This is a genomic window from Pseudomonas ovata, assembly GCF_003131185.1.
In the GTDB taxonomy this organism is placed as follows: Bacteria; Pseudomonadota; Gammaproteobacteria; order Pseudomonadales; family Pseudomonadaceae; genus Aquipseudomonas; species Aquipseudomonas ovata.
Genome location: NZ_QFFU01000016.1, coordinates 98,386 through 119,702 on the forward strand (window position 1 = coordinate 98,386; position 21,317 = coordinate 119,702).

Here is a 21,317-nt window from a genome sequence, read left to right on the forward strand (position 1 = left end):
TGCGCCCTTTTCAAAGCCGACTGTCCGAGAGCACCCCATGCAGCTTTCTTCGCTCACCGCGGTTTCCCCTGTTGACGGCCGCTATGCCGGCAAGACCCAGGCCTTGCGCCCTATCTTCAGCGAATACGGCCTGGTCCGCTTCCGCGTCCTGGTGGAAGTACGCTGGCTGCAGCGCCTGGCAGCCCATCCGCAAATCGCCGAAGTGCCAGCCTTCTCGGCCGAAGCCAACGCCATTCTCGACGCACTGGCCGACAATTTTGCAATCGAGCACGCCGAGCGCGTCAAAGAGATCGAGCGCACCACCAACCACGACGTCAAGGCTGTGGAATACCTGCTCAAGGAACAGGCCGCCAAGCTGCCTGAACTGAATGCGGTCAGCGAATTCATTCACTTTGCCTGCACCAGCGAGGACATCAACAACCTGTCCCACGCCCTGATGCTGCGCGAAGGTCGCGACAACGTGGTGCTGCCGCTGATGCGCCAGATCGCCGAGGCCATCCGCGAACTGGCCCAGCGCTTTGCCGACGTGCCAATGCTGTCGCGCACCCATGGCCAGCCGGCTTCGCCGACCACCCTGGGCAAGGAGCTGGCCAACGTGGTCTACCGCCTGGAGCGCCAGATCGCCCAGGTGGCCGCCGTGCCACTGCTGGGCAAGATCAACGGCGCCGTGGGCAACTACAACGCCCACCTGTCGGCCTACCCGGACATCGACTGGGAAGCCAACGCCCGTGCCTTCATCGAAGACGAGCTGGGCCTGGTGTTCAACCCGTACACCACGCAGATCGAACCGCACGACTACATCGCCGAGCTGTTCGACGCCATTGCCCGCTTCAACACCATCCTGATCGACTTCGACCGCGACATCTGGGGCTACATCTCGCTGGGCTACTTCAAGCAGCGCACTGTGGCTGGCGAAATCGGTTCCTCGACCATGCCGCACAAGGTCAACCCGATCGACTTCGAGAACTCCGAAGGCAACCTGGGCATCGCCAACGCGCTGTTCCAGCACCTGGCCAGCAAGCTGCCGATCTCGCGCTGGCAGCGCGACCTGACCGACTCCACCGTGCTGCGCAACCTGGGCGTGGGCTTTGCGCACAGCGTGATCGCCTACGAGGCCAGCCTCAAGGGCATCAGCAAGCTGGAGCTGAACGAGCAACGCATCGCTGCCGACCTGGACGCCTGCTGGGAAGTGCTGGCCGAGCCGATCCAGACCGTCATGCGCCGCTACAACATCGAGAACCCGTACGAGAAGCTCAAGGAGCTGACACGCGGCAAAGGCATCAGCCCTGAAGCACTGCTGACCTTCATCGATGGCCTGGACATGCCGGCGCAGGCCAAGGTCGAGCTGAAGCAGCTGACCCCGGCCAACTACATCGGTAACGCCGTGGCACAAGCCAAGCGTATCTGAACCGCAACAACTTCTGCACACGCCCGGCTGTGCCGGGCGTTTTCATTTCAAGGGCTTACAAATGAATCCTGATACTCCTCTTCAACTTCTGGGCGGCATGAGCGCGCGTGTTTTTCTGCGTGATTACTGGCAGAAAAAGCCCCTGCTGATCCGCCAGGCCCTGCCGGACTTCCAGAGCCCGATCGATCCGGACGAGCTGGCAGGCCTGGCTCTGGAAGAAGAGGTCGAATCGCGCCTGGTCATCGAACAGGGCGAGCGCCCGTGGGAACTGCGTCGCGGTCCGTTTGCCGAAGATGCCTTCAGCACCCTGCCCGAGCGCGAGTGGACCCTGCTGGTCCAGGCCGTCGATCAATTCGTCCCGGAAGTGGGCGAACTGCTGGAAAACTTCCGCTTCCTGCCCAGCTGGCGCATTGACGACGTCATGGTCAGCTACGCCGCACCTGGCGGCAGCGTCGGCCCGCACTTCGACAACTACGATGTATTCCTGCTGCAAGGCCACGGCCAGCGGCACTGGAAGATCGGCCAGATGTGCGACAGCGACAGCCCCCTGATCAAGCACGCTGACCTGCGCATCCTGGCCGAGTTCGAAGGCACCGAGGAATGGACCCTGGAGCCGGGCGACATGCTTTACCTGCCGCCGCGCCTGGCCCATTGGGGCGTTGCCGTGGACGAGTGCCTGACCTATTCGGTGGGCTTCCGCGCCCCGAGCGCTGCCGAAGTACTGACGCATTTCACCGACTTCCTCAGTCAGTTCATTCCTGACGAGGAGCGCTACACTGACGCCGATGCCCAGCCCGTGAGCGATCCGCACCAGATCCAGCACGACGCACTGGCCCGCCTCAAGGGCCTGCTGGCCGAGCACATGAGCGACGAGCGCCTGCTGCTGACCTGGTTCGGCCAGTTCATGACCGAGCCGCGCTACCCTGAACTGGTCAGCGGTGAAGAACTGGAAGAGACTGACCTGCTCGACAGCCTGGAACAAGGCGCGATCATCATTCGCAACCCGAGCGCGCGCATGGCCTGGTCGAATGTCGATGACGATCTGTTACTGTTCGCCAGCGGTCAGAGCCGCCTGCTGCCTGGCAAGTTGCGCGACCTGTTGAAGCTGGTCTGCGCAGCCGACGCCCTGCATATCGAGAACCTCGGTCCGTGGCTGGCAGACGAGGATGCACGGACATTGCTCTGCGAACTGCTCAAACAAGGAAGCCTGGGATTTGCCGATGAATAAAATCAGTGTATCGGTTGCAGACTGGCACAAGGACAATGCTGCCATCCGGCGCATTCGTGAAAGCGTCTTCATCGCCGAGCAAGCGGTGCCGCCGGAGCTGGAATGGGATGCCGAGGATGCCGACGCCGCCCACTTCCTCGCCTTTGAAGGTGATTACCCGATCGGCACCGCGCGTCTGTTGCCTGACGGCGAAATCGGACGTCTGTCGGTGCTCAAGGACTGGCGCGGCCTGAAAGTCGGTGAAGCCCTGCTCGGCGCCGTGCTGCTGGAGGCCGAGAAACGCGGCCTTACGCAGCAGAAGCTCAGTGCCCAGGTGCAGGCGGCGGCGTTCTACGAGCGCTTTGGCTTTCATGTGGTCAGCGACGAGTTTCTCGAAGCCGGCCTGCCGCATGTCGATATGCGCCGCGAGACTGTGTAGGCATCCCTACACAAGCACTACATAAATAACGCCCCGAGCCCCATGGCCTGCGTGCAAGCGCCAGCCAAGGGAGTCGGGGCGTTTTGCTATCGGCTGACAAAGTGACACACTCAAGGCCTGGATACGCTCTCGCGGAGTAAAGGACATGTTCATACGCCCCTTGTTGGCTTCACTGCTGCTGTTGTCGAGCACCTGGACACTGGCCGCCACTGAAATCGTGCCGCTCAACTACCGAACCAGTGACGAACTGCTGCCGGTGGCGCGCAATTTCCTGGGCCAGGAAGGCTCGGTCAACGCCCATGGCAATCAGTTGATCGTCAATGCCGAATCGCGCAAGATCGACGAACTTCGCGCCCTGCTCTCGCAACTCGACACCGCCCCGAAACGCTTGTTGATCAGCGTCGATACCAGTGACCAGGCCGCGCAGAATCACAACAGCGCCGGCGGCGGGCGCGTCATCAGCTACGGCACCGACAGCCGCGAAGGCGCCTTGCAACAGATCCAGACCACCGAAGGCAGCCCGGCCCTGATCCAGACCGGCCAGAGTATTCCGCTGACCACCTCGCGCACCGACAGCTACGGTTATTCGCAAAGCGAGACCCAGTACCGCAACGTGACACAGGGCTTTTACGTCACGGCCAGCGTGACCGGCGACATCGTGCACCTGACCATCAGCACCAACCGGGACCGCGTGAGCCAGGAACGGCCCGACGCCATCAAGGTGCAGAGCACCGACAGCACGGTCAGCGGTCGCCTGGGCGAATGGATCACCCTGGCGGGCAGCCAGAACCAGTCGGTGGCCGATCGTCAGGCCAATGCCCGTTACTACTCGACCCAGGGGCGTGACGACATGCTGCTGCGCGTCAAGGTCGATGCGCTCGAGTAAGGGCGCCGGATAACCGGCTTCAGGGCGCCCGACCCAGAACCGGCGGGCCTCTCAATGACCCGGCAGTCATATTAGACCAAAGATGTAGTGGCACCAAAAAAGCACTACAAAACGTTTGACGGGTCAAAAACACCACGGCATGATGGCCTCGCTCCCGCTGATCAGAAGCCTTCATGCGCTTCCGGGGCGCGCCCATACTTACCGTGCGGGCCGCTTCGTGTCCTGACCGCCCACAAGGCAGTTTGACGAGGTTGCGACTGGAACGAAGTTGTCCCGAGGGACGGTAGCGCTGTCAGGCACAAAGGCATCCTGGAATGAGCGACGCACACGGCAACCACGAGCCAGAGGCGCCTCTCGACCACGCCCGTAACGCCTGCTCATCACCCTGAGCCATTCGTTCATCTGTCGCCATCCGATGCAAACGCAACCAGCAGCACGTTTTCCGATCAGTGAGCAGCCAACACCCGTGCCTTCGATAAACGAGGCGTTTTGGCGGAGCAGGACATACCCCGCATCAGGCGGCCTGAAACATAGCGAGCAATTGGCGCGATCGTTTTCACGCCTGAAAAACCCAGGAAATGAGGTTTATCAACATGGCACTGACACGCGAACAACAAATAGCGGCTCTGGAAAAAGACTGGGCTGAAAATCCGCGCTGGACCAACGTGACCCGAACCTATTCTGCTGCTGATGTCGTCCGCCTGCGTGGCTCGGTTCAACCGGAACACACGTTTGCAAAGCTGGGCGCCGAGAAACTCTGGAATCTGGTGACCCAGGGCGCCAGGCCGTCTTTCCGGCCCGACAAGGATTTCGTCAACTGCATGGGCGCCCTGACCGGCGGCCAGGCTGTACAACAGGTCAAGGCCGGCATCCAGGCCATCTACCTTTCCGGCTGGCAAGTGGCTGCCGACAACAACTCGGCCGAGTCCATGTACCCCGACCAGTCGCTCTACCCGGTCGACTCGGTGCCCACCGTCGTGCGTCGTATCAACAACTCGTTCAGCCGCGCCGACCAGATCCAGTGGAAAGCCGGCAAGAACCCCGGCGATGACGGCTACATCGATTACTTCGCGCCGATCGTGGCCGATGCCGAGGCCGGCTTCGGTGGCGTGCTCAATGCCTATGAACTGATGAAGAACATGATCGAAGCGGGTGCCGCCGGCGTTCACTTCGAAGACCAGCTGGCCTCGGTGAAAAAATGCGGCCACATGGGCGGCAAGGTGCTGGTCCCCACTCAGGAAGCGGTACAGAAGCTGGTGGCGGCACGCCTGGCGGCCGACGTGGCCGGGGTCCCGACCATTATCCTGGCCCGCACCGACGCCAACGCGGCCGACCTGCTGACCTCCGATTGCGACCCGTACGACCAGCCGTTCGTCACCGGCGCCCGCACCCCGGAAGGTTTCTACAAGGTCCGCGCAGGCCTGGACCAGGCCATTGCCCGCGGCCTGGCCTACGCCCCGTACGCTGACCTGGTGTGGTGCGAGACTGCCAAGCCGGACCTGGACGAAGCGCGGCGCTTTGCCGAGGCGATCAAGAAGGAGTACCCGGATCAGTTGCTGTCGTACAACTGCTCGCCGTCCTTCAACTGGAAGAAGAACCTCGACGATGCCACCATCGCCAAATTCCAGCGCGAGCTCTCGGCCATGGGCTACAAGCACCAGTTCATTACCCTGGCCGGCATTCACAACATGTGGCACGGCATGTTCAGCCTGGCGCACGACTACGCCCGCAACGACATGACCGCCTACGTGAAGCTGCAGGAGCAGGAATTTGCCGACGCCGCCAAGGGCTATACCTTTGTCGCGCACCAGCAGGAAGTGGGCACCGGCTATTTCGATGACATGACCACCGTGATTCAGGGGGGCGCCTCATCGGTGACCGCCCTGACCGGCTCGACCGAGCAGGATCAGTTCCACTGACAGACGCCGTCACCCAGCCTCAGCACAAGCCGTCCACCAGGGCGGCTTGTGCGTTTTGCAGCGACGTGGCGCGACATTGACGCACAGCAATGCCAGACATCTGTCATGATGTTACTTATTAGTGCTTTAAACAGGTCGGCGCGCACACTCGGCAGCATTAATGAAACACCCTATCAAATGACATTAATTATCATTCTGTTTTGCTTTTCTGCTTTTCCGTAATAACCAAACATACTGGGTCGAACCCATCGAAATCCCCGGTCTGCGTGGCCTGCAGCCTGGTGCAAACGGTATGAACGATCGATTCAAAGAATAAATTTGATATAGAAAATTTACTTGCACTGTATTTGCACATAAAATCAGCGGACTGATCTCGCTGCGACATTTCGTCACTGCTCTCTACCCATTTCTCAAGCACTCAGAGACGCCCGTTCTCTGACTAAGGATTGCCAGCATGTCCGAATCGACAGGTCTGATTGCCCACAACTGGGGCTTCGCCATTTTCCTTTTGGGTGTCGTTGGCCTCTGTGCATTCATGCTCGGCCTGTCGAGCCTGCTCGGCAGCCGCGCCTGGGGCCGCAGCAAGAACGAACCGTTCGAGTCCGGGATGCTGCCCACCGGCAGTGCCCGCCTGCGTCTTTCCGCAAAATTCTATCTGGTCGCGATGCTGTTCGTGATCTTCGATATCGAAGCCCTCTTTCTCTTTGCATGGTCTGTGTCGGTACGCGAAAGCGGCTGGGCCGGATTCGTCGAAGCGCTCGTTTTCATAGCAATTCTGTTGGCGGGTCTTGTTTATCTATGGCGGGTGGGGGCGCTCGATTGGGCACCCGAAGGTCGTCGTAAACGGCAGGCGAAGCTAAAACAATGAGGCTTTGGCAATGCAATACAATCTCACCAGAATCAACCCGGATGCGCCTAACGAGCAGTATCCGATCGGTGAACGGGAAACCGTTTCCGACCCCCTAGAAGATCAGGTCCACAAGAACATCTTCATGGGCAAGCTCGAAGATGTGCTCAGCAATGCGGTCAACTGGGGTCGCAAGAACTCCCTGTGGCCGTATAACTTCGGCCTTTCGTGCTGCTACGTGGAAATGACCACCGCCTTCACGGCGCCCCATGACATCGCGCGCTTTGGCGCCGAGGTGATCAGGGCCTCGCCGCGCCAGGCGGATTTCATGGTCATCGCCGGGACCTGCTTCATCAAGATGGCGCCGATCATCCAGCGTCTCTACGAGCAAATGCTCGAGCCCAAATGGGTCATTTCCATGGGTTCGTGCGCCAACTCCGGTGGCATGTATGACATCTACTCGGTGGTTCAGGGCGTGGACAAGTTCCTGCCCGTGGATGTCTATGTGCCCGGCTGCCCGCCCCGCCCCGAAGCGTTCCTGCAAGGCTTGATGCTGTTGCAGGAATCGATCGGGAAAGAGCGGCGCCCGCTGTCCTGGGTTGTCGGCGATCAAGGCGTGTATCGCGCCGAGATGCCCTCGACGAAGGTCCAGCGTCGCGAAGAGCGTATCCAGGTCACCAACCTGCGCAGCCCCGACGAAGTCTGACACCCCCCGTTCTTACATAACAAAACGAGAACGCGGGTCGACTCTGTACGTTGACCGAAGTGATTGAGACCTATGACTGCAGACACCGCTCTGTACATCCCGCCGTACAAGGCTGACGACCAAGATGTCGTCAATGAACTGAATACCCGCTTTGGCGCCGAGGCCTTCACTGCCCAGCCGACCCGTACCGGCATGCCGGTGCTGTGGGTCCAGCGTGCCCGGCTGGTCGAAGTCCTGACCTTTTTGCGTCAGGTCGCCAAGCCCTACTCCATGCTCTACGACCTGCATGGCGTTGACGAGCGCCTGCGCACCCATCGCCGTGGCCTGCCGGGCGCCGACTTCACGGTGTTCTACCACCTGTTGTCGGTAGAGCGTAATAGTGACGTAATGATCAAGGTGGCCCTGTCCGAGAGCGACCTCAGCGTGCCTACCGTGACCGGTATCTGGCCCAACGCCAACTGGTACGAACGCGAAGTGTGGGACATGTTCGGGATCGACTTCCCGGGCCACCCGCACCTGACCCGCATCATGATGCCGCCGACCTGGGAAGGTCACCCGCTGCGCAAGGACTTCCCGGCCCGCGCCACCGAGTTCGATCCCTACAGCCTGAACGTGGCCAAGCAGCAGCTTGAAGAGGAAGCGGCGCGCTTCAACCCCGAAGACTGGGGCATGAAGCGTTCGGCCGAGAACGAGGACTACATGTTCCTCAACCTCGGTCCCAACCACCCTTCGGCCCACGGTGCGTTCCGTATCGTGCTGCAGCTCGACGGCGAAGAGATCGTCGACTGCGTTCCGGACATCGGCTACCACCACCGTGGTGCCGAGAAGATGGGCGAGCGCCAGTCCTGGCACAGCTACATTCCGTACACCGACCGCATCGATTACCTGGGCGGGGTGATGAACAACCTGCCCTACGTGCTGGCGGTCGAGAAACTGGCCGGCATCAAGGTGCCGCAGAAGGTCGACACCATCCGCATCATGATGGCCGAGTTCTTCCGCATCACCAGCCACCTGCTGTTCCTGGGTACCTATATCCAGGACGTGGGCGCCATGACCCCGGTGTTCTTCACCTTCACCGACCGCCAGCGTGCCTACACGGTGATCGAAGCCATTACCGGTTTCCGCCTGCACCCGGCCTGGTATCGTATTGGTGGCGTCGCCCACGACCTGCCGCGCGGCTGGGAAAAACTGGTCAAGGACTTCGTCGACTGGCTGCCCAAGCGCCTGGACGAGTACACCAAGGCCGCCCTGCAGAACAGCATCCTCAAGGGCCGGACCATCGGCGTTGCCGCCTACAACACCAAGGAAGCCCTGGAATGGGGCGTCACCGGTGCCGGCCTGCGCTCCACCGGCTGTGATTTCGACCTGCGCAAGGCGCGTCCGTATTCGGGCTACGAGAACTTCGAATTCGAAGTGCCGCTGGCCGCCAACGGCGATGCCTACGACCGCTGCATGGTCCGCGTCGAGGAAATGCGCCAGAGCATCCGCATCATCGACCAGTGCATGCGCAACATGCCCGAAGGCCCGTACAAGGCGGATCACCCGCTGACCACGCCGCCGCCCAAAGAGCGCACCCTGCAGCACATCGAAACCTTGATCACTCACTTCCTGCAGGTTTCGTGGGGCCCGGTCATGCCGGCCAACGAATCCTTCCAGATGATCGAAGCGACCAAGGGTATCAACAGCTATTACCTGACGAGCGACGGCGGCACCATGAGCTACCGTACCCGGATCCGCACTCCAAGCTACCCGCACCTGCAGCAGATCCCTTCGGTGATCAAAGGCAGCATGGTCGCCGACTTGATTGCGTACCTGGGTAGTATCGATTTCGTTATGGCCGACGTGGACCGCTAAGCATGAACAGCCCACTTATCCAGACTGACCGTTTCGTCCTCAGCGAAACCGAGCGCTCGGCCATCGAGCATGAGATGCATCACTACGAGGACCCGCGCGCGGCGTCCATCGAAGCCCTGAAAATCGTGCAGAAGCATCGCGGCTGGGTGCCGGATGGCGCGATCTACGCGATCAGCGAAGTCATTGGCATTCCGGCCAGCGATGTCGAAGGCGTGGCGACGTTCTACAGCCAGATCTTCCGCCAGCCGGTCGGTCGTCACATCATTCGCGTGTGCAACAGCATGGTGTGCTTCATCGCCGGTCACGAGTCGATCGTCGAAGAGATCAAGAGCTCCCTGGGCATCGCCCCGGGCCAGACCACCGCCGACGGCCGCTTCACCCTGCTGCCGGTGTGCTGCCTGGGCAACTGCGACAAGGCGCCGGCGGTGATGGTCGATGACGACACCTTCGGCAATCTGCAGCCCGGCGGCGTCGCCCAGATGCTGGAGGCTTACCCATGACCCTGACTTCCTTCGGCCCGGCCAACCGCATTGCGCGCACGGCCGAAACCCACCCCCTGACCTGGCGTCTGCGTGACGACGGCGAGCCGGTCTGGCTCGACGAATACCAGAGCAAGGATGGTTACGCGGCGGCGCGCAAGGCGCTGACCCAACAGTCGCCCGACGAGATCGTCCAGGCGGTCAAGGACTCCGGTCTCAAGGGTCGCGGCGGCGCGGGCTTTCCCACGGGCGTGAAGTGGGGCCTGATGCCCAAAGACGAATCCATGAACATCCGCTACCTGCTGTGCAATGCGGATGAGATGGAGCCCAACACCTGGAAAGACCGCATGCTGATGGAGCAACTGCCCCATCTGCTGATCGAAGGCATGCTGATCAGCGCCCGCGCGCTGAAAGCCTACCGTGGCTATATCTTCCTGCGTGGCGAATACGTGACGGCCGCCCGCCACCTCAACCGTGCGGTTGAAGAGGCCAAGGCCGCCGGCCTGCTGGGCAAGAACATCCTGGGCAGCGGTTTCGATTTCGAGCTGTTCGTGCACACCGGCGCCGGGCGTTATATCTGCGGTGAAGAGACTGCACTGATCAACTCCCTGGAAGGCCGCCGCGCCAACCCGCGCTCCAAGCCGCCCTTCCCTGCCGCTGTCGGCGTGTGGGGCAAGCCGACGTGCGTGAACAACGTCGAGACCCTGTGCAACGTGCCGGCCATCGTCAACAACGGCAACGACTGGTACAAGTCGCTGGCCCGCGAAGGCAGCGAAGACCACGGCACCAAGCTGATGGGCTTCTCCGGCAAGGTCAAGAACCCCGGTCTGTGGGAGCTGCCGTTCGGCGTGCAGGCCCGTGAGCTGTTCGAAGACTACGCCGGCGGCATGCGCGATGGCTTCAAGCTCAAATGCTGGCAGCCAGGCGGCGCCGGCACCGGCTTCCTGTTGCCCGAGCACCTGGATGCGCAGATGTACGCCGGCGGCATCGCCAAGGTCGGCACGCGGATGGGTACGGGCCTGGCCATGGCCGTCGACGACAAGGTCAACATGGTCTCGCTGCTGCGCAACATGGAAGAGTTCTTCGCCCAGGAATCCTGTGGCTTCTGCACACCGTGCCGCGACGGCCTGCCCTGGAGCGTGAAGATGCTGCGCGCCCTGGAAAAAGGCCAGGGCCGTGCCGAGGACATCGAGACCCTGCTGGGCCTGGTCAACTTCCTTGGCCCTGGCCGCACCTTCTGTGCTCACGCACCCGGTGCAGTGGAGCCTCTGGGCAGCGCGATCAAGTACTTCAGGTCGGAATTCGAAGCCGGTGTGGCACCTGCCAGCGCAGGCCTGCCGATGCCCGGCAAGATCCCGACCGTGGTCGGGGCATAACAAGACACAAGGCTGGCGGCCCCAGGCCGCCGGTTTCGTACCGGCCGACGCCCTTGTTGCTCAGGGCTGACCGAGGCGGGTACCACCGAGATTCCATTAGCCACGCCCGCTGACAACGGGCCAACGAAGAACTTTGAACCATGGCCACTATCCACGTAGACGGCAAAGCGCTCGAAGTCGACGGTGCGGACAACCTGCTACAGGCTTGTCTGTCACTGGGCCTCGACATTCCGTATTTCTGCTGGCACCCCGCGCTTGGTAGCGTCGGTGCCTGTCGCCAGTGTGCGGTCAAGCAGTACAACGACGAGAACGACACCCGTGGTCGTATCGTCATGTCCTGCATGACGCCTGCCACCGACAACACCTGGATTTCCATCGACGATGACGAATCCAAGGCGTTCCGCGCCAGTGTCGTCGAATGGCTGATGACCAACCACCCGCACGACTGCCCGGTCTGCGAAGAAGGCGGTCACTGCCACCTGCAAGACATGACCGTGATGACGGGTCACAACGAGCGCCGTTATCGCTTCACCAAGCGCACCCACCAGAACCAGCAGCTGGGGCCGTTCATTTCTCACGAAATGAACCGCTGCATCGCCTGCTATCGCTGCGTGCGTTATTACAAGGACTATGCCGGCGGTACTGACCTGGGTGTCTACGGCGCCCACGACAACGTGTACTTCGGTCGCGTCGAAGACGGTGCGCTGGAAAGCGAGTTCTCCGGCAACCTCACCGAGGTCTGCCCGACCGGTGTGTTTACCGACAAGACTCACTCCGAGCGCTACAACCGCAAATGGGACATGCAGTTCTCGCCGAGCATCTGCCACGGCTGCTCCAGCGGTTGCAACATCAGCCCCGGCGAGCGTTATGGCGAACTGCGCCGTATCGAGAACCGCTTCAACGGTTCGGTCAACCAGTACTTCCTGTGCGACCGTGGCCGCTTCGGCTATGGCTACGTCAACCGCACCGATCGCCCGCGCCAGCCCTTGCTGAGCCGTGGTCAGGAGCAGGTGCGCCTGAGCCTGGACGAGGCGCTGGACACCGCCGCCGATCTGCTGCGTGGCCGCAACATCGTCGGCATCGGCTCGCCCCGTGCCAGCCTGGAAGGCAACTACGCGCTGCGCGAACTGGTCGGTGCCGAGCACTTCTACAGCGGCATGGAAGCCGGTGAGCTGGAGCGCGTGCGCCTGATCGTGCAGGTCCTGAACGACAGCCCGCTGCCGATTCCGAATCTGCGCGAGATCGAAGACCACGATGCTGTCTTCGTGCTTGGCGAAGACCTGACCCAGACCGCTGCCCGTGTGGCGCTGGCACTGCGCCAGGCCGTCAAGGGCAAGGCGCGTGACATGGCTGCGGCCATGAAAGTGCAACCGTGGCTGGATGCGGCCGTACGCAACATCGCCCAGGACGAGTTGAACCCGCTGTTCATTGCCAGCCTGGCCGAAACCCGCCTGGACGACGTGGCCGCCGAATGCGTGCATGCAGCGCCAGACGACCTGGCCCGCCTGGGCTTTGCCGTGGCCCATGCCATCGACGCCAGCGCCCCGGCCGTCGAAGGCCTGGAGCCTGAAGCGCGCGAACTGGTGCAGCGCATTGCCGATGCCCTGCTGGCCGCCAAGCGTCCGCTGATCATCTCCGGTGGTTCGCTGGGCTCAAAGGCCCTGATCGAAGCCGCCGCCAACATCGCCAAGGCGCTCAAGCTGCGCGACAAGCCAGGCTCGATCAGCCTGGTGGTGCCGGAAGCCAACAGCATGGGCCTGGCCCTGCTCGGTGGTGACTCGGTCAATGCCGCGCTGCAACAGGTGATCGACGGCAAGGCCGACGCCATCGTCGTACTGGAAAACGACCTGTACACCCGTGTCGATGCCGCCCTGGTCGATGCCGCCCTGAGCGCCGCCAAGGTGGTGATCGTGGCTGATCACCAGAAAACCGCCACCACCGACCGCGCCCACCTGGTCCTGCCGGCCGCCAGCTTCGCCGAAGGCGACGGCACCCTGGTCAGTCTGGAAGGCCGTGCCCAGCGTTTCTTCCAGGTCTTCGATCCGACCTACCTGGACGCCAGCATCCTGGTGCACGAAGGCTGGCGCTGGCTGCACGCGCTGCGTTCGACCCTGCTCAACCAGCCGGTGGACTGGACGCAACTGGACCAGGTCACTGAAGCCTGCGCCAACAGCACGCCGCGCCTGGCCGGTATCATCAACGCCGCGCCGTCCGCTTCGTTCCGCATCAAGGGCATGAAGCTGGCCCGCGAGCCACTGCGCTACAGCGGTCGTACGGCCATGCGCGCCAACATCAGCGTGCATGAACCGCGCACGCCGCAGGACAAGGACACCGCGTTCGCGTTCTCGATGGAAGGCTACTCGGGCTCGGCCGAACCGCGCCAGCAGGTGCCGTTTGCCTGGTCGCCGGGCTGGAACTCGCCGCAGGCCTGGAACAAGTTCCAGGATGAAGTAGGTGGCCATCTGCGTGCCGGTGACCCGGGCACGCGCCTGATCGAAAGCAATGGCGATGATCGCCTGAGCTGGTTCGGCGGCGTACCGCGTGCGTTCTCGCCCGCCCAGGGCACCTGGCAGGCCGTGCCGTTCTACCACTTGTTCGGCAGTGAGGAGAACTCCTCGAAAGCCGCCCCGGTACAAGAGCGCATTCCAGCAGCCTACGTGGCCCTGGCCAAGGCCGAGGCCGACCGCCTGGGTGTCAATGAAGGCGCTCTGCTGACGTTGAACGTAGCCGGCAAGACCCTGCGTCTGCCGCTGCGCATCAATGAAGAGCTGGGCACGGGTCTGGTCGGCTTGCCGGCAGGCCTGGCCGGTATTCCACCGGCATTCAGCGGCCAGGCCGTCGACGGCCTGCAGGAGGCAGCGCAATGAGCTGGTTCACCCCTGAAGTGATCGATGCAATCATCGCGGTGGTCAAGGCCATCGTGATCCTGCTGGCCGTGGTGGTCTGCGGCGCGCTGCTCAGCTTTGTCGAACGCCGCCTGCTGGGCTGGTGGCAGGACCGCTACGGGCCGAACCGTGTCGGCCCGTTCGGCATGTTCCAGATCGCCGCCGACATGCTCAAGATGTTCTTCAAGGAAGACTGGATGCCACCGTTTGCCGACAAGGTGATCTTCACCCTGGCACCGGTGGTGGCCATGAGCGCCTTGCTGATCGCCTTCGCGGTCATCCCCATCACCCCGACCTGGGGTGTGGCTGACCTGAACATCGGCTTGCTGTTCTTCTTTGCCATGGCAGGCCTGTCGGTGTACGCGGTGCTGTTCGCCGGCTGGTCGAGCAACAACAAGTACGCGTTGCTCGGCAGCCTGCGGGCCTCGGCCCAGACCGTGTCCTACGAAGTGTTCATGGGCCTGGCGCTGATGGGCATCGTGGTACAGGTCGGCTCGTTCAACATGCGCGACATCGTCGATTACCAGGCGCAGAACCTGTGGTTCATCATTCCGCAGTTCTTCGGTTTCTGTACCTTCTTCATCGCCGGCGTGGCCGTGACTCACCGTCACCCCTTCGACCAGCCGGAAGCGGAACAGGAACTGGCCGACGGTTACCACATCGAGTATGCCGGCATGAAATGGGGCATGTTCTTCGTCGGCGAGTACATCGGCATCGTACTGATCTCGGCGCTGCTGGTGACCCTGTTCTTCGGTGGCTGGCACGGCCCGTTCGGCCTGCTGCCACAGATCCCCTTCGTCTGGTTCGTCTTGAAGACCGCGTTCTTCATCATGCTGTTCATCCTGCTGCGCGCTTCGATTCCGCGCCCGCGCTATGACCAGGTGATGGATTTCAGCTGGAAATTCTGCCTGCCGCTGACCCTGATCAATCTGCTGGTGACTGCCGCGGTCGTGTTGCTCAACACGCCGGCAGGCTCGGTTCAGTGAGGTACTGATCCATGTTCAAATATATTGGCAACATCGTTAAGGGTACCGGTACCCAGTTGCGCAGCCTGGTCATGGTCTTCGGCCATGGTTTCCGCAAGCGTGACACCCTGCAATATCCGGAAGAAGCCGTGTACCTGCCGCCGCGCTATCGCGGCCGCATCGTCCTGACCCGCGACCCCGACGGCGAAGAACGCTGTGTGGCCTGCAACCTGTGCGCCGTGGCGTGCCCGGTCGGCTGCATTTCGTTGCAGAAGACCGAGGATGAAGTAGGTCGCTGGTACCCGGAGTTCTTCCGCATCAACTTCTCGCGCTGCATTTTCTGCGGCCTGTGTGAAGAAGCCTGCCCGACCACCGCGATCCAGCTTACGCCGGATTTCGAAATGGCTGACTTCAAGCGTCAGGACCTGGTGTACGAGAAGGAAGACCTGTTGATTTCCGGCCCCGGCAAGAATCCCGACTATAACTTCTATCGCGTTGCCGGCATGGCCATTGCCGGCAAGCCCAAGGGCTCCGCGCAGAATGAAGCCGAACCGATTAACGTCAAGAGCTTGCTGCCATAAGGAAGTACAGATGGAATTCGCTTTCTATTTCGCATCCGGTATTGCTGTGGTGTCGACCCTGCGGGTCATCACCAACACCAATCCGGTGCATGCCCTGCTCTACCTGATCATTTCGCTGATTGCCGTGGCCATGACTTTCTTCAGCCTCGGCGCACCTTTCGCCGGCGTGCTGGAAATCATCGCCTACGCCGGCGCCATCATGGTGTTGTTCGTGTTCGTGGTCATGATGCTCAACCTTGGGCCGGCTTCGGTCCAACAGGAACGCGCCTGGCTCAAGCCCGGCATCTGGGGAGGGCCGGTGTTTCTCGGCGGCCTGCTGCTCGCCGAATTGCTGTATGTGCTGTTCAGCAACCCGAGCGGTGCCGGCCTTGGCCACACCACCGTGGACGCCAAGGCCGTGGGTATCAGCCTGTTCGGCCCTTACCTGCTGGTCGTTGAACTGGCCTCGATGCTGTTGCTGGCAGCAGCCGTGACCGCATTCCACCTGGGCCGCAACGAGCCTCGTGAAGAAGGAGCCAAGCCATGAATGCTATTCCTCTCGAACATGGCCTGGCGGTTGCCGGTGTCCTGTTCTGCCTGGGCCTGGTCGGCCTGATGGTGCGGCGCAACATCCTTTTCGTGCTGATGAGCCTGGAAGTGATGATGAACGCAGCCGCCCTGGCATTTGTGGTGGCGGGTAGCCGTTGGGGCCAGCCGGATGGACAAGTGATGTTCATCCTGGTGATCAGCCTGGCGGCCGCCGAGGCCAGTATTGGCCTGGCGATCCTGATGCAGCTGTATCGCCGCTTCCACACTCTCGATATCGATGCTGCCAGCGAGATGCGCGGATGAACCTTCTTTTCCTGACTTTCGTATTTCCCCTGATCGGTTTCCTGCTGCTGTCGTTCTCGCGTGGACGCTTCTCGGAAAACCTCTCGGCGCTGATCGGCGTCGGTTCGGTCGGCCTGTCGGCCATCGTCACCGCCTGGATCATCTGGCAGTTCAACGTGGCACCACCGGAGGGCGGTCACTACACCCAGGTGTTGTGGCGCTGGATGGACGTCGACGGTTTCAGCCCCAACCTGGCGCTGTACCTGGACGGCCTGTCGGTGACCATGCTGGGCGTGGTGGTCGGCGTCGGCTTTCTGATCCACCTGTTTGCCTCGTGGTACATGCGCGGTGAAGAGGGCTACTCGCGCTTCTTCTCCTACACCAACCTGTTCATTGCCAGCATGTTGTTCCTGATCCTGGGCGACAACCTGCTGTTCATCTACTTCGGTTGGGAAGGCGTGGGCCTGTGCAGTTACCTGCTGATCGGCTTCTACTACAGCCATCGCAAGAACGGCGACGCGGCACTCAAGGCGTTCATCGTCACCCGTGTCGGTGACGTCTTCATGGCCATCGGCCTGTTCATCCTGTTCCAGCAACTGGGCACCCTGAACATCCAGGAACTGCTGGTACGGGCACCGGAGCACTTCAAGGCCGGTGACTTCTGGATCGTGCTGGCCACCCTGATGCTGCTGGGCGGTGCGGTCGGTAAATCGGCGCAATTGCCGCTGCAGACCTGGCTGGCGGACGCCATGGCCGGTCCGACGCCGGTTTCGGCGTTGATCCACGCGGCGACCATGGTGACCGCAGGCGTTTACCTGATCGCCCGGACCCACGGCCTGTTCGTCCTGGCGCCGGACGTCCTGCACCTGGTCGGCATTGTCGGTGGCGTCACCCTGGTGATGGCCGGCTTTGCAGCCCTGGTACAGACCGACATCAAGCGGATTCTCGCCTACTCGACCATGAGCCAGATCGGCTACATGTTCCTGGCCCTGGGCGTAGGTGCCTGGGAAGGCGCGATCTTCCACCTGATGACCCACGCGTTCTTCAAGGCCCTGCTGTTCCTGGCCTCTGGTGCGGTGATCGTGGCCTGCCATCACGAGCAGAACATCTTCAAGATGGGCGGCCTGTGGAAGAAGCTGCCACTGGCCTATGCCAGCTTCATCGTCGGGGGTGCCGCCCTGGCGGCCCTGCCGCTGCTGACAGCCGGTTTCTATTCCAAGGACGAGATTCTCTGGGAAGCCTTCGCCAGCGGTCACAACGGCTTGCTGTATGCCGGCCTGCTGGGTGCATTCATGACCTCGATCTACACCTTCCGCCTGATCTTTATCGCCTTCCATGGCGAGGCCAAGACCGAAGCGCATGCGGGCCACGGCATTTCGCATTGGCTGCCCCTGTCGGTGCTGATCGTGCTGTCGACCTTCGTCGGCGCCTTGATCACGCCGCCCCTGGCCGGTGTACTGCCACAAAGCGTCGGCCATGCCGGCGGCGATGCCAAGCACAGCCTGGAAATCGCCTCGGGAGCCATTGCCATCGCCGGTATCCTGCTGGCAGCGGTGTTGTTCCTGGGCAAGCGCACGCTGGTCACGGCCATCGCCAACAGTGGTATAGGGCGCCTGCTCTCGGCCTGGTGGTTCGCCGCCTGGGGCTTTGACTGGATCTACGACAAACTGTTCGTCAAGCCTTACCTGGCGATCAGCCATATGCTGCGCAGCGACCCGTTCGACCGCATCATTGGTCTGATCCCGCGTCTGGTCAAAGGCGGTCATGTGTCCATGAGCCGTACCGAAACCGGCCAGCTTCGTTGGTACGCCGCCTCGATCGCCGTGGGAGCCGTTCTGGTCCTGGGCGCTGTCCTGGTTGCGGTCTGACATGAACCTTGCGAATTTGCGAAAGGAATTGAGCCCGTCATGATTCTGCCTTGGCTAATCCTGATCCCCTTTATCGGCGGCCTGCTCTGCTGGTTGTGTGAGCGCGTCAGCGCCACACTGCCACGCTGGATCGCGCTGGCGACCATGTCCCTGCTGCTGGGCCTCGGCCTGTGGTTGTGGGCCACCGGTAACTACAGCCTGTCGCCGGCCCCCGGCGCGGCACCCCAGTGGACCCTGGAATTCCAGGCCGACTGGATCTCGCGCTTCGGCATCAGCCTGCACCTGGCCCTGGATGGCCTGTCGCTGCTGATGATCCTGCTCACCGGTCTGCTCGGCGTCCTGTCGGTGCTGTGCTCGTGGAAGGAAATCCAGCGCAAGGTCGGCTTCTTCCACCTGAACCTGATGTGGATCCTGGGCGGTGTGGTCGGCGTGTTTCTGGCCATCGACCTGTTCCTGTTCTTCTTCTTCTGGGAAATGATGCTGGTGCCGATGTACTTCCTCATCGCGCTCTGGGGTCATAGTTCGTCGGACGGCAAGAAGACCCGGATCTACGCGGCGACCAAGTTCTTCATCTTCACCCAGGCCAGTGGCCTGATCATGCTGGTGGCGATCCTGGGCCTGGTGCTGGTGCATTACAACCAGACCGGCACCCTGACCTTTGCCTATGCCGAGCTGCTCAAGACCCAACTGGCACCCGGCACCGAGTACATCCTGATGCTGGGCTTCTTCATCGCCTTCGCGGTGAAGCTGCCGGTGGTGCCGCTGCACTCCTGGCTGCCTGACGCTCACGCCCAGGCACCGACCGCAGGCTCTGTCGACCTGGCGGGTATCCTGTTGAAGACCGCGGCCTATGGCCTGTTGCGTTTTGCACTGCCGCTGTTCCCCAACGCCTCGGCCGAGTTTGCGCCGATCGCCATGACCCTGGGCCTGATCGGTATCTTCTACGGTGCCTTCCTGGCGTTTGCGCAGAGCGATATCAAGCGCCTGATCGCGTTCTCCAGCGTCTCGCACATGGGTTTCGTGCTGATCGGTATCTACTCGGGCAGCCAGCAGGCCCTGCAGGGCGTGGTGATCCAGATGATCGCCCACGGCGTGTCGGCAGCGGCGCTGTTTATCCTCAGCGGTCAGCTGTATGAGCGCCTGCATACCCGTGACATGCGCCAGATGGGTGGCTTGTGGTCGCGTATCCCTTACCTGCCGGCCATCAGCCTGTTCTTTGCGGCCGCGTCCCTGGGCCTGCCGGGCACCGGTAACTTCGTTGGTGAGTTCCTGATCCTGCTGGGCAGTTTCGTGCATTCGCCATGGATCACGGCCATTGCCACCTCCGGCCTGGTGTTCGGTTCGGTCTATTCGTTGATCATGATCCACCGCGCTTACTTCGGTCCTTCCAGTTCCGAACAGGTCTACAAAGGCATGGATGCGCGGGAAATGCTCATGGTGCTGGGGCTTGCCGTCCTGCTGATCGTGCTCGGGGTCTACCCGCAGCCGTTCCTGGACACGTCGGCGGCGACCATGCACGGCGTGCAGCAATGGCTTGGCACTGCCTTCACTCAACTCGCTTCGGCCCGGTAAGAGCGCTATGGACCTGACGATTCAACACTTTATTGCGCTTGGCCCCCTGCTGATCACCAGTATCACCATCGTGGTGGTGATGCTGGCCATCGCATGGCGGCGCAATCACTCGCAAACCTTCCTGCTCAGCGTGGCCGGCCTGAACCTGGCACTGCTGTCGGTCTACCCGGCGCTGAAAGTCGCACCACTGGTGGTCACGCCCTTGCTGCACGTAGACGCATTCGCCTGCTTCTACATGGCACTGATCCTGGCCTCGACCCTGGCCTGCGTGACCATGGCTCACGCCTATCTGGGTGATGACAAGGTCGGCTACCCGGGCAACCGCGAAGAGCTGTACCTGCTGATCCTGCTGGCCGCCGCCGGTGGCATGGTGCTGGTCTGTGCACAGCACCTTGCAGGTCTGTTCATTGGCCTGGAGCTGCTGTCGGTGCCGGTCTATGGTCTGGTGGCCTACGCCTTCTTCAACAAGCGCTCGCTCGAAGGCGGCATCAAGTACATGGTGTTGTCGGCCGCCGGCTCTGCGTTTCTGCTGTTCGGCATGGCGTTGCTGTATGCCGAGTCTGGCAGCCTGAGCTTCGACGGCATCGGCAAGGCGCTGGCAGCCACCGGCCTGCCAAGCCCGATCGCCAGCCTGGGCCTGGGCATGATGGTCGTGGGCCTGGCCTTCAAACTGTCGCTGGTGCCTTTCCACCTGTGGACGCCGGATGTCTACGAAGGCGCCCCGGCGCCGGTGGCCGCGTTCCTGGCCACGGCCAGCAAAGTGGCGGTCTTCGCGGTGCTGGTGCGTTTGTTCCAGATCTCGCCGGTGGCCAGCAGCGGTGTGCTGGAAACCGTGCTGGCCGTGGTGGCCGTTGCCTCGATCCTGGTCGGCAACCTGCTGGCCCTGGTGCAGAACAACCTCAAGCGTCTGCTGGGTTACTCCTCGATTGCCCACTTCGGTTACCTGATGATCGCCCTGGTGGCGAGCAAGGGCATGGCCGTCGAAGCCATCGGCGTGTACCTGACCACTTACGTGCTGACGTCGCTGGGCAGCTTCGGTGTCATCACCATGATGTCCTCGCCTTACAGCGGTCGTGATGCCGATGCGATGTTCGAATACCGCGGCCTGTTCTGGCGCCGTCCGTACCTCACCGCCGTCATGACCCTGATGATGCTGTCGCTGGCCGGTATCCCGCTCACCGCAGGCTTTATCGGCAAGTTCTACATCATTGCCAGCGGCGTCGAGTCGCAGCTGTGGTGGCTGGTGGGCGCACTGGTGCTGGGCAGTGCCATCGGCGTGTTCTATTACCTGCGGGTGATGGTCACCATGTACCTGGTGGACAACAAGATGCCGCGCCACGATGCTGCCTTCAACTGGGCACAGCGTACCGGTGGCGTGATGCTGCTGGCCGTGGCGATCATGACCTTCGTACTGGGCGTGTACCCGCAACCGCTGCTGGATCTGGTCATCAGCTCCGGGCTGCATGTGCCGGGCTGATTGTTCGCTGCATAAAAAACCCTGCTATCGAAGCAGGG

General features: G+C 62.0%; 18 protein-coding genes. All 18 read left to right on the forward strand.

Annotated elements, in window-relative coordinates:
* The first annotated feature begins 37 nt into the window (after positions 1 to 37).
* The 18 genes from purB to nuoN all read left to right on the forward strand — a co-directional run bounded on the left by purB (position 38) and on the right by nuoN (position 21,279).
* Positions 38 to 1,408 carry an adenylosuccinate lyase gene (gene purB, locus DGA31_RS19730; RefSeq protein WP_056837014.1) on the forward strand — a complete coding sequence of 457 codons (1,371 nt, stop codon included), beginning with the start codon at positions 38 to 40 and terminating at the stop codon, positions 1,406 to 1,408.
* Positions 1,409 to 1,469: 61 nt separating this feature from the next.
* On the forward strand, positions 1,470 to 2,636 hold the full coding sequence (locus DGA31_RS19735) for a ribosomal protein uL16 3-hydroxylase (protein ID WP_109513699.1): 1,167 nt from the start codon (positions 1,470 to 1,472) through the stop codon (positions 2,634 to 2,636).
* Positions 2,629 to 3,054, forward strand: coding sequence for a GNAT family N-acetyltransferase (locus DGA31_RS19740; RefSeq protein ID WP_056837011.1), 426 nt, complete (start codon positions 2,629 to 2,631; stop codon positions 3,052 to 3,054). Before DGA31_RS19735 ends, DGA31_RS19740 begins: the two co-directional genes overlap by 8 nt.
* A gap of 145 nt (positions 3,055 to 3,199) precedes the next feature.
* Complete coding sequence (locus DGA31_RS19745) at positions 3,200 to 3,940, forward strand: secretin N-terminal domain-containing protein (protein ID WP_109513700.1); 741 nt, start codon at positions 3,200 to 3,202, stop codon at positions 3,938 to 3,940.
* Positions 3,941 to 4,533: 593 nt separating this feature from the next.
* Entirely contained in the window at positions 4,534 to 5,859 is a 1,326-nt protein-coding gene (gene aceA / locus DGA31_RS19750) for an isocitrate lyase (protein WP_056837006.1), read from the forward strand.
* A gap of 454 nt (positions 5,860 to 6,313) precedes the next feature.
* A complete protein-coding gene (locus DGA31_RS19755; protein WP_056837004.1) occupies positions 6,314 to 6,727 on the forward strand; it encodes an NADH-quinone oxidoreductase subunit A in 414 nt (137 codons plus the stop codon).
* Positions 6,728 to 6,737: 10 nt separating this feature from the next.
* Complete coding sequence (locus tag DGA31_RS19760) at positions 6,738 to 7,412, forward strand: NuoB/complex I 20 kDa subunit family protein (RefSeq protein ID WP_056837002.1); 675 nt, start codon at positions 6,738 to 6,740, stop codon at positions 7,410 to 7,412.
* Positions 7,413 to 7,484: 72 nt separating this feature from the next.
* Entirely contained in the window at positions 7,485 to 9,266 is a 1,782-nt protein-coding gene (nuoC, locus tag DGA31_RS19765) for an NADH-quinone oxidoreductase subunit C/D (protein ID WP_056837000.1), read from the forward strand.
* 2 nt (positions 9,267 to 9,268) lie between these two features.
* Positions 9,269 to 9,766, forward strand: coding sequence for an NADH-quinone oxidoreductase subunit NuoE (gene nuoE / locus DGA31_RS19770; protein WP_056836998.1), 498 nt, complete (start codon positions 9,269 to 9,271; stop codon positions 9,764 to 9,766).
* Positions 9,763 to 11,121 carry an NADH-quinone oxidoreductase subunit NuoF gene (gene nuoF, locus DGA31_RS19775; RefSeq protein ID WP_056836995.1) on the forward strand — a complete coding sequence of 453 codons (1,359 nt, stop codon included), beginning with the start codon at positions 9,763 to 9,765 and terminating at the stop codon, positions 11,119 to 11,121. The genes nuoE and nuoF overlap by 4 nt, the downstream gene beginning before the upstream one ends.
* Before the next feature lie 140 nt (positions 11,122 to 11,261).
* Complete coding sequence (gene nuoG / locus DGA31_RS19780) at positions 11,262 to 13,988, forward strand: NADH-quinone oxidoreductase subunit NuoG (protein ID WP_056836992.1); 2,727 nt, start codon at positions 11,262 to 11,264, stop codon at positions 13,986 to 13,988.
* Positions 13,985 to 14,992, forward strand: a complete 1,008-nt coding sequence (gene nuoH / locus DGA31_RS19785) for an NADH-quinone oxidoreductase subunit NuoH (protein WP_056836990.1) — start codon at positions 13,985 to 13,987, stop codon at positions 14,990 to 14,992. The genes nuoG and nuoH overlap by 4 nt, the downstream gene beginning before the upstream one ends.
* Before the next feature lie 11 nt (positions 14,993 to 15,003).
* Complete coding sequence (nuoI, locus tag DGA31_RS19790; protein WP_109513701.1) at positions 15,004 to 15,552, forward strand: NADH-quinone oxidoreductase subunit NuoI; 549 nt, start codon at positions 15,004 to 15,006, stop codon at positions 15,550 to 15,552.
* A gap of 10 nt (positions 15,553 to 15,562) precedes the next feature.
* On the forward strand, positions 15,563 to 16,078 hold the full coding sequence (gene nuoJ, locus DGA31_RS19795) for an NADH-quinone oxidoreductase subunit J (RefSeq protein WP_056836987.1): 516 nt from the start codon (positions 15,563 to 15,565) through the stop codon (positions 16,076 to 16,078).
* Positions 16,075 to 16,383, forward strand: a complete 309-nt coding sequence (nuoK, locus tag DGA31_RS19800; RefSeq protein WP_056836985.1) for an NADH-quinone oxidoreductase subunit NuoK — start codon at positions 16,075 to 16,077, stop codon at positions 16,381 to 16,383. The genes nuoJ and nuoK overlap by 4 nt, the downstream gene beginning before the upstream one ends.
* Complete coding sequence (gene nuoL / locus DGA31_RS19805) at positions 16,380 to 18,230, forward strand: NADH-quinone oxidoreductase subunit L (protein WP_056836984.1); 1,851 nt, start codon at positions 16,380 to 16,382, stop codon at positions 18,228 to 18,230. Before nuoK ends, nuoL begins: the two co-directional genes overlap by 4 nt.
* 39 nt (positions 18,231 to 18,269) lie before the next feature.
* On the forward strand, positions 18,270 to 19,802 hold the full coding sequence (nuoM, locus tag DGA31_RS19810) for an NADH-quinone oxidoreductase subunit M (protein ID WP_109513702.1): 1,533 nt from the start codon (positions 18,270 to 18,272) through the stop codon (positions 19,800 to 19,802).
* A 7-nt stretch (positions 19,803 to 19,809) separates the two neighbouring features.
* Positions 19,810 to 21,279, forward strand: a complete 1,470-nt coding sequence (gene nuoN, locus DGA31_RS19815; RefSeq protein WP_056836980.1) for an NADH-quinone oxidoreductase subunit NuoN — start codon at positions 19,810 to 19,812, stop codon at positions 21,277 to 21,279.
* Positions 21,280 to 21,317 lie beyond the last annotated feature (38 nt).

Excerpts from the sequence above, each read along its gene's own strand:
- nuoH (WP_056836990.1), top strand. The coding sequence starts at position 13,985 with ATGAGCTGGTTCACCCCTGAAGTGATCGATGCAATCATCGCGGTGGTC.
- aceA (WP_056837006.1), top strand. The coding sequence starts at position 4,534 with ATGGCACTGACACGCGAACAACAAATAGCGGCTCTGGAAAAAGACTGG.
- nuoM (WP_109513702.1), top strand. The coding sequence starts at position 18,270 with ATGATTCTGCCTTGGCTAATCCTGATCCCCTTTATCGGCGGCCTGCTC.
- DGA31_RS19735 (WP_109513699.1), top strand. The coding sequence starts at position 1,470 with ATGAATCCTGATACTCCTCTTCAACTTCTGGGCGGCATGAGCGCGCGT.
- nuoC (WP_056837000.1), top strand. The coding sequence starts at position 7,485 with ATGACTGCAGACACCGCTCTGTACATCCCGCCGTACAAGGCTGACGAC.
- DGA31_RS19740 (WP_056837011.1), top strand. The coding sequence starts at position 2,629 with ATGAATAAAATCAGTGTATCGGTTGCAGACTGGCACAAGGACAATGCT.
- nuoN (WP_056836980.1), top strand. The coding sequence starts at position 19,810 with ATGGACCTGACGATTCAACACTTTATTGCGCTTGGCCCCCTGCTGATC.
- nuoG (WP_056836992.1), top strand. The coding sequence starts at position 11,262 with ATGGCCACTATCCACGTAGACGGCAAAGCGCTCGAAGTCGACGGTGCG.
- DGA31_RS19745 (WP_109513700.1), top strand. The coding sequence starts at position 3,200 with ATGTTCATACGCCCCTTGTTGGCTTCACTGCTGCTGTTGTCGAGCACC.
- purB (WP_056837014.1), top strand. The coding sequence starts at position 38 with ATGCAGCTTTCTTCGCTCACCGCGGTTTCCCCTGTTGACGGCCGCTAT.
- nuoF (WP_056836995.1), top strand. The coding sequence starts at position 9,763 with ATGACCCTGACTTCCTTCGGCCCGGCCAACCGCATTGCGCGCACGGCC.
- nuoL (WP_056836984.1), top strand. The coding sequence starts at position 16,380 with ATGAACCTTCTTTTCCTGACTTTCGTATTTCCCCTGATCGGTTTCCTG.
- DGA31_RS19760 (WP_056837002.1), top strand. The coding sequence starts at position 6,738 with ATGCAATACAATCTCACCAGAATCAACCCGGATGCGCCTAACGAGCAG.
- DGA31_RS19755 (WP_056837004.1), top strand. The coding sequence starts at position 6,314 with ATGTCCGAATCGACAGGTCTGATTGCCCACAACTGGGGCTTCGCCATT.
- nuoI (WP_109513701.1), top strand. The coding sequence starts at position 15,004 with ATGTTCAAATATATTGGCAACATCGTTAAGGGTACCGGTACCCAGTTG.
- nuoE (WP_056836998.1), top strand. The coding sequence starts at position 9,269 with ATGAACAGCCCACTTATCCAGACTGACCGTTTCGTCCTCAGCGAAACC.
- nuoK (WP_056836985.1), top strand. The coding sequence starts at position 16,075 with ATGAATGCTATTCCTCTCGAACATGGCCTGGCGGTTGCCGGTGTCCTG.
- nuoJ (WP_056836987.1), top strand. The coding sequence starts at position 15,563 with ATGGAATTCGCTTTCTATTTCGCATCCGGTATTGCTGTGGTGTCGACC.